General features: G+C 37.4%; 8 protein-coding genes, 1 rRNA gene and 1 pseudogene. 7 read left to right on the top strand and 3 right to left on the bottom strand.

Going from position 1 to position 6,403, the window contains the following annotated elements:
* Positions 1-9: 9 nt before the first annotated feature.
* The 7 genes and pseudogenes from rrf (at position 10) to DK207_RS02415 (ending at position 4,726) form a co-directional block, all read left to right on the top strand.
* Positions 10-124 (top strand): 5S ribosomal RNA (gene rrf / locus DK207_RS02445).
* A 140-nt stretch (positions 125-264) separates the two neighbouring features.
* Positions 265-606: pseudogene (locus DK207_RS02440) on the top strand (hypothetical protein).
* Positions 607-741: 135 nt separating this feature from the next.
* Positions 742-1,134 carry a putative signal transducing protein gene (locus DK207_RS02435; RefSeq protein WP_109439817.1) on the top strand — a complete coding sequence of 131 codons (393 nt, stop codon included), beginning with the start codon at positions 742-744 and terminating at the stop codon, positions 1,132-1,134.
* A gap of 94 nt (positions 1,135-1,228) precedes the next feature.
* The gene (locus DK207_RS02430; RefSeq protein WP_109439816.1) at positions 1,229-1,576 is read left to right on the top strand and encodes a GFA family protein; all 348 of its coding nucleotides are present in this window, start codon (positions 1,229-1,231) and stop codon (positions 1,574-1,576) included.
* Between the two features lie 22 nt (positions 1,577-1,598).
* The gene (locus tag DK207_RS02425; RefSeq protein ID WP_109439815.1) at positions 1,599-2,162 is read left to right on the top strand and encodes a DUF4256 domain-containing protein; all 564 of its coding nucleotides are present in this window, start codon (positions 1,599-1,601) and stop codon (positions 2,160-2,162) included.
* Positions 2,163-2,296: 134 nt separating this feature from the next.
* Positions 2,297-3,460 carry an acyl-CoA dehydrogenase family protein gene (locus tag DK207_RS02420; RefSeq protein ID WP_109439814.1) on the top strand — a complete coding sequence of 388 codons (1,164 nt, stop codon included), beginning with the start codon at positions 2,297-2,299 and terminating at the stop codon, positions 3,458-3,460.
* Positions 3,461-3,553: 93 nt separating this feature from the next.
* Positions 3,554-4,726: an acyl-CoA dehydrogenase family protein gene (locus DK207_RS02415; protein ID WP_109439813.1), complete on the top strand. Its 1,173-nt coding sequence runs from the start codon at positions 3,554-3,556 to the stop codon at positions 4,724-4,726.
* A gap of 36 nt (positions 4,727-4,762) precedes the next feature.
* Here DK207_RS02415 and DK207_RS02410 read toward each other — a convergent pair whose 3' ends face one another.
* The 3 genes from DK207_RS02410 to DK207_RS02400 all read right to left on the bottom strand — a co-directional run bounded on the left by DK207_RS02410 (position 4,763) and on the right by DK207_RS02400 (position 6,315).
* On the bottom strand, positions 4,763-5,161 hold the full coding sequence (locus DK207_RS02410) for a hypothetical protein (RefSeq protein ID WP_109439812.1): 399 nt from the start codon (positions 5,159-5,161) through the stop codon (positions 4,763-4,765).
* 65 nt (positions 5,162-5,226) lie between these two features.
* Positions 5,227-5,691, bottom strand: a complete 465-nt coding sequence (locus DK207_RS02405; RefSeq protein ID WP_109439811.1) for a DUF6985 domain-containing protein — start codon at positions 5,689-5,691, stop codon at positions 5,227-5,229.
* A gap of 21 nt (positions 5,692-5,712) precedes the next feature.
* Complete coding sequence (locus DK207_RS02400) at positions 5,713-6,315, bottom strand: TetR/AcrR family transcriptional regulator (RefSeq protein WP_109439810.1); 603 nt, start codon at positions 6,313-6,315, stop codon at positions 5,713-5,715.
* Positions 6,316-6,403 lie beyond the last annotated feature (88 nt).

The following is a 6,403-nucleotide window of genomic DNA, read 5'->3' as shown; positions in this document are numbered from 1 at the left end:
AAACAGTTTGCTGGCGACAATAGCAAGAGTGAACCACCTGATCCCTTCCCGAACTCAGAAGTGAAACCTCTTCGCGCTGATGGTAGTGTGGCACTTGCCATGTGAGAGTAAGTCATCGCCAGCTTTTTAATTCTAAACACCCCCTCCGCTAACGCAGAGGGGGTGTTTTTTATTGGCTAGAGAAAAACACATTGAATGGCGTATCTTGAGGAATATGTTATTGTTTTATAGGTTGAATCAAAACAATAAAAGGATGAAATTTAAATGATTAATAATAACTTTTCTATTACTTCAGAAGAATTTGTAGAGGAATTTAAACTTTTAAAAGATGATCTGATCCAGGGTTACTTTACTGTTGATTCTGAAATATCAAGGATCAGTTTATTAGAAAAATCTGGAATGAATCATGAACAGATTCATTTAACAAAAAAAATTGTCTCGGAGGTTTTAACTGATGCGTTGTATACGGTCTTGCTAGGTCTTGATGGTAGTGCATCAATTGGGTGTCATCAAATCATGTATAAGCTATTGGATGAGTAATCCAATGAACTGACTGGCGACTTGGAATCTATCGCATGGGAAAAGTTTCACGGGGAAGATGTATAACCATCTTTGCGTTTAACTTCAATTCAGTCTTTAAAGTTGTGTTGAATCTATTAATCTTGGATAGAATAAATTTGCGCATTGTGCACTGAGATGAATTGGGCTTAGAATTTATATTTATTCTATTTAGATATTCCTATGAAATGGGTTGTCGCTGAAACGTATTCTTTTCCATATGAGGCCCAAATTGCCAGAACGCAATTAGAAGCGGCTGGGATTCCAGCACGTATTGAAAATGAACATACCATTAATATGGATTGGCTTTATTCAAACGCCTTAGGTGGAGTTCGTTTATTGGTTCATGAAGTCTATTTGAAAGAAGCACAAGGCTTATTGGCGCAAGACTTTAGTCAGGAATTAGAACAGCAGTTTGGTTCAAGCGAGCGTTGTCCCCAATGCGGTAGTTTCGATATAAAGCCTTATACGGAAGGAAAGCGGCCAGCTTATTTGGTTTTCTTGTTACTTGGTTTTCCTCTATTTTCGTATAAACATGGGACTAAATGTCAGCAATGCCAATATTTTTGGCGTTAGACTTTATCTTAAATAAAATTTATCAACACTGCTTCATTTGAATTTTAAGTCAGAATAGACTAAAACTAGCTAATAACTAAAAAGAGAAAAGAACATGAAATATCAAGGAAGCTGTCATTGTGGAAAAATCACCTTCATTGCACAGGGTGAACTCACTGAAGCATTGTCTTGTAATTGTTCAATTTGTCAGAAAAAAGGTTCTTTACTCTGGTTTTTACCTAAGAGTGAAGTTGAGATTATTGTGGAAGACGATGATCAGGCGACTTATCAATTTAATAAGCATATGATCAACCATCATTTTTGCAAGGTCTGTGGTATTCATCCCTATGCAATGGGTGTGGATCCTCAAGGGAATACCATATGTGCAATCAATGTGTGTTGTATTGATGATCTGGATCTGGAAAATATCAAGATCAATCATTTTGATGGACGTTCGGTATAGCTATAAAGTTTAGAGTATAAAAATGACCAAAAATAAAAAGTTAGACCTTGAACAAGTCGCAACGTTATTAGATATATTAAAGCAGCGTTTTGAGCAAAATATGCATCGTCATAAAAACCTGAGTTGGTCTGATATTGAAGATCGATTAGAGCAGCAGCCAGAAAAGTTATGGTCACTCCATCAGATGGAAGAAACAGGTGGCGAGCCAGACATCATTTTATTGGATGCAAAGTCATCAGAAATCATATTTTATGATTGTTCAGTAGAATCTCCGAAAGGACGTAGAAGTTTATGCTACGACAAGGCAGCTTTAGATGCACGTAAAGAACATAAGCCTGAAAATAATGCGGTCGATGTGGCCGAGGCCATGGGAATTGAATTGCTCACAGAAGAGCAATATAAGCAGTTACAAGCAGTAGAACATTTTGATTTAAAAACCTCGAGCTGGGTCAAAACGCCAGTAGATGTAAGAGCTTTAGGGGGTGCTATCTTTTGTGATAGTCGTTATGGACGAGTTTTTACCTATCATAATGGCGCGCAATCTTATTATGCGAGCCGGGGATTTCGTGGACGATTAAAAATATAGTTTTATGGTTCTTTCGCTGTTTTTGACGTGTTTTTTTACTTTTAATTTTGCCAAGCGCTTGCTCGGTTTTTCTGGTTTTGCTACTTTAGTGCTCATTCAATAAACAATGATCAATAATTGCTAGGAAGCAGAATATGCAGCTAAACCCTTTATACTACAACGAGCAGCATCTTGAATTTGCTAAGACTGTTCAACGTTTCGTAGAGAAAGAGATTTCACCTTTCATAAATGAATGGGATGAAAGTGAAACCTTTCCTAGAGAGCTATATAAAAAAGCCGCAGATATTGGTTTGTTGGGACTAGGTTTTGAAGAACAATATGGTGGGATTGCTGGAACAGATGCATTTTATACGCTGTTAGCTTCTATTGAGCTGGCAAAATGCGCGTCGGGTGGCTTAGCAGCTTCTTTATTATCACATACCATTGGTGCACCGCCGATTCAGCATTTTGCAAATGAGGAAGTTAAAGCTCAAGTCCTGCCTCAGATTTTATCGGGAGAGAAAATTTCTGCCTTGGCAATTACTGAACCTGGTGGTGGATCAGATGTTGCATCACTTAAAACCAAGGCTGTACGCGAAGGTGATTATTTTCTGGTAAGTGGTGAAAAAACCTTTATCACATCAGGAATGCGAGCGGATTATTATTCAGTGGCAGTACGTACCGATCCGAATGCAAAAGGGGCAAATGGTATTTCAATGCTGCTGATTGATGCACATAGTGAAGGCATTACAAAATCAAAACTAGATAAAATGGGTTGGTGGGCTTCAGATACTGCACATCTACATTTTGACAATGTCAAAGTCCCCGCTAGTAATTTATTGGGTCCTGAAAATATGGGCTTCCTAGTGATTATGAACAACTTCAATATGGAGCGTTTTTTTCTCGCAGCAAGTAGTTACGGCTTTGCTCTGACTTGTTATGAGGAGGCCTTAGATTGGGCAAAACAACGACAAACTTTTGGCAAACGCTTAGTTGATCATCAAGTCGTTCGTCACAAGCTAGTAGATATGGCGACTCGTTTAACTTCAACTCGTGCGTTATTGGAAGATACAGCCTACCGTTTAGGAAAACCTGAATTGCAGGGTAATGAACTGATTGCGCAAATTTGTATGCTTAAGAATGTTGCAACACAAACTATGCAATTCTGTGCTGATGCTGCGGTACAGACATTAGGCGGTATGGGCTTTATGCGTGGTACGAAATCAGAACGTATTTATCGTGAAGTGAAAGTCAACATGATTGGTGGTGGGGCAGAGGAAATCATGAAAGATCTTGCCAGTCGCCAACTGGGCTATTAATACATATTTTAAAGGCTTTGAATCAAGAGGAAGTTGGTTTAAAGCCTTATCCGTATAACAAGAATGAGTTAAATAATAATTTAGGAAAAAGGCATGGATGGTTTATCACTTAACCCAATTTATTACACATCTGAACATCTGGCTTTTGCAGACAGTGTTAAACGCTTTGTTGAAAAAGAAATCTCACCCTATGTAAATGAATGGGATGAAGCAGGCACCTTTCCGCGAGAACTTTATCAAAAGGCCGCGAGTGTTGGTTTGCTGGGTTTAGGTTTTGATGCAGAACATGGTGGAATTCCTGAAGCTGATGCATTTCATGTATTGCTTGCTGCAATTGAGATGGCAAAAGCAGCATCGGGTGGGGTTCATATTTCATTGATGATTCATAGCATTGGTACACCGCCGATTCATCACTTTGCGCGTCCTGAGATACGAAATACAGTGATGCCGCAAATTATTGCAGGTGAAAAAATTTCAGCCTTAGCGATTACTGAACCGAGTGGTGGTTCCGACGTTGCCGCTTTAAAAACCAAAGCGGTTCGTGACGGAGATTATTATATTGTGAGTGGGGAGAAAACCTTTATTACTTCGGGTATTCGAGCTGATTATTATACGGTTGCAGTACGTACAGATCCGAATGGACAAGGTCCAAAAGGGATCTCGATGCTTTTGATGGATGCGCATAGCGAAGGGATTACAAAATCACCTTTAAAAAAGATGGGATGGTGGGCTTCTGACACAGCACACCTACATTTTGATGAAGTTAAGGTGCCTGTAAGCCATTTATTGGGTGAAGAAAATACTGGTTTTAAAGTGATTATGAATAACTTTAATATGGAGCGTTTTTGGTTAGGAGCAATAGCCTATGGTTATGCATTGGTTTGCTATGAAGAAGCTTTAGAATGGGCACAACAACGTAAAACCTTTGGTAAGCGCTTAATTGATCATCAAGTGGTACGTCATAAACTTGTCGATATGGCCACGCAACTTACAGCTACACGTGCGTTATTGGAAGATACTGCATATCGTATGGGAAAAAAGGAACTGCAAGGTAGTGAACTCATTGCACAGATTTCGATGCTTAAGAATGTCGCAACACGAACCATGCAGTTTTGTGCGGATGCTGCGGTACAGACCTTAGGGGGTATGGGTTTTATGCGAGGTATGAAGTCCGAACGTATTTATCGTGAAGTGAAGGTGAATATGATTGGTGGTGGCGCTGAAGAAATTATGAAGGATTTGATTAGTAAGCAGTTAGGATATTAACTAAAATGTTTAAAGGTTTGCTAATTAACTAAATCTTTACTTGTTGCTGATTTGCTTTGAATAAACATCTAGTATCCAAATTTCAGTACTTTCTAAAGTGATTAATATTTTTGAAGTTGTGATTTGCTGCAATGAAGTTATCCACCATATAGATGGTGGATTTCTATGTAGTTCAAAATATTGAGAACTTTCTTGATCATATTGATAAGGGATAAATGGTTCTTGAATAAAGTAAATGATAAGTCCACATCCACCGACTGCACACCACTTCTCATTTTTATCAATGATAGCGACTTCTGGATTCCCATAAAAATCACCTATCTCTATGTATTGATTGATATCGCTAGATTGTAAAGGTGCTATATATGCGCTCTCATAAAGATGAATGATTTTATAGCTTTTAGATTGAGAAAGTTGAACATAATCAAAATTCATAATTATAAAATTAGTCCTTTGTAGTCATAATTTTTATGTATTATTAATCAGTCTTAGTTAAAAAATTATAGAACAATATCTTGAACATTAATTTCACGAACTTTATTTTTAATTAACATAACGCCAACGCCCAGTTGTTTGTCCCAATCACAATCCATGATGAGTCCTATAAATTTACTCCAGTCTTCATCATAATAAGATACCTTTATAGAATGGAAATATATATGTTTTTCAAGATCTTTTGGAGATTTTAACTCAGAAAAAAACTCTTCATAATAGTCTTCATATTTATTATCTTCTCTTTGTTCTTGATAGTAAGCAAATAATTGTTCTTCTAATTTTTCAAAGATTTGTGGTGCTTCATTTAATAATTCTTTAAATGCTTGTAGTTGTTTTTGTGTTGGCTGAGCATCATCATCATTTTCAAAACGAACATATACATTAGTCGTTTTACCATACCAAGGAAGGGCAACTACACAGTTATAAAACTCATTATCAGATTCTATTACATTTAGATTTTCTAATTTCATAAACATTCTTTATTAATAATATTATTTCGCTAGCGCCATTTCCCAAACCATTTCAGTTAACTCGTCAATCTTAACTTTACCTTCAGGTCGGTACCAAGTCACCGTCCACGAAATAGAACCACCGACCAAACGTCGCCAAATAAATGCATCATGTTTGACTTTGCCTAGAGTGCGTAATTTTTCAATCACATCAAGCCAGACTTGCTCATATTCATTACGCATTTTCAAAAGGTATTCTTGTTTTTCTTTAGAAAGCGCAAACCATTCATGAACCAGCACCGCCATAGCCGCACCAGTATCACCAGTAATTGAGATTAATTCGGCTCTGATTAAATCACGCAATTGCTGTTCAGGATCATTTGATCGTTCAGCCGCTTCTTTAAGCCTTGCGAAGTTATAAATAATGGTTTGCTCCATCACAGTAGCAAGAATGTCATCTTTACTTTTAAAGTGATGAAAGAGACTACCTGATTGAATACCAATAAATTCACCAAGTTGGCGAACCGTAGTTTTATCATATCCTTGCTTATAAAACAGATACGCGGCACCTAAGAGCAAACGTCCACGTGGGCTATCGTCAAAACATACGATTTTAGGTATTTGCTCAATTGAAGTTGCGATCATGCCTGTCCGTCTATCCCGTCTTATCAAAGTGTATTGTAACAAAATTCATTTCATGAATTGTCTTATCTTTTTATAACAAGCATTTGCT

The organism is Acinetobacter haemolyticus, assembly GCF_900406815.1.
Classification (GTDB): Bacteria; Pseudomonadota; Gammaproteobacteria; order Pseudomonadales; family Moraxellaceae; genus Acinetobacter; species Acinetobacter haemolyticus_A.
The sequence above is the reverse complement of the archived record's forward strand: the minus strand, read 5'-3'. Positions and strand labels throughout refer to the sequence as shown.

What these genes read in the sequence shown, in the direction of transcription:
- DK207_RS02435 (WP_109439817.1), top strand. Translation starts at nt 742, where the DNA reads ATGAAATGGGTTGTCGCTGAAACGTATTCTTTTCCATATGAGGCCCAA.
- DK207_RS02430 (WP_109439816.1), top strand. Translation starts at nt 1,229, where the DNA reads ATGAAATATCAAGGAAGCTGTCATTGTGGAAAAATCACCTTCATTGCA.
- DK207_RS02425 (WP_109439815.1), top strand. Translation starts at nt 1,599, where the DNA reads ATGACCAAAAATAAAAAGTTAGACCTTGAACAAGTCGCAACGTTATTA.
- DK207_RS02420 (WP_109439814.1), top strand. Translation starts at nt 2,297, where the DNA reads ATGCAGCTAAACCCTTTATACTACAACGAGCAGCATCTTGAATTTGCT.
- DK207_RS02415 (WP_109439813.1), top strand. Translation starts at nt 3,554, where the DNA reads ATGGATGGTTTATCACTTAACCCAATTTATTACACATCTGAACATCTG.
- DK207_RS02410 (WP_109439812.1), bottom strand. Translation starts at nt 5,161, where the DNA reads ATGAATTTTGATTATGTTCAACTTTCTCAATCTAAAAGCTATAAAATC.
- DK207_RS02405 (WP_109439811.1), bottom strand. Translation starts at nt 5,691, where the DNA reads ATGAAATTAGAAAATCTAAATGTAATAGAATCTGATAATGAGTTTTAT.
- DK207_RS02400 (WP_109439810.1), bottom strand. Translation starts at nt 6,315, where the DNA reads ATGATCGCAACTTCAATTGAGCAAATACCTAAAATCGTATGTTTTGAC.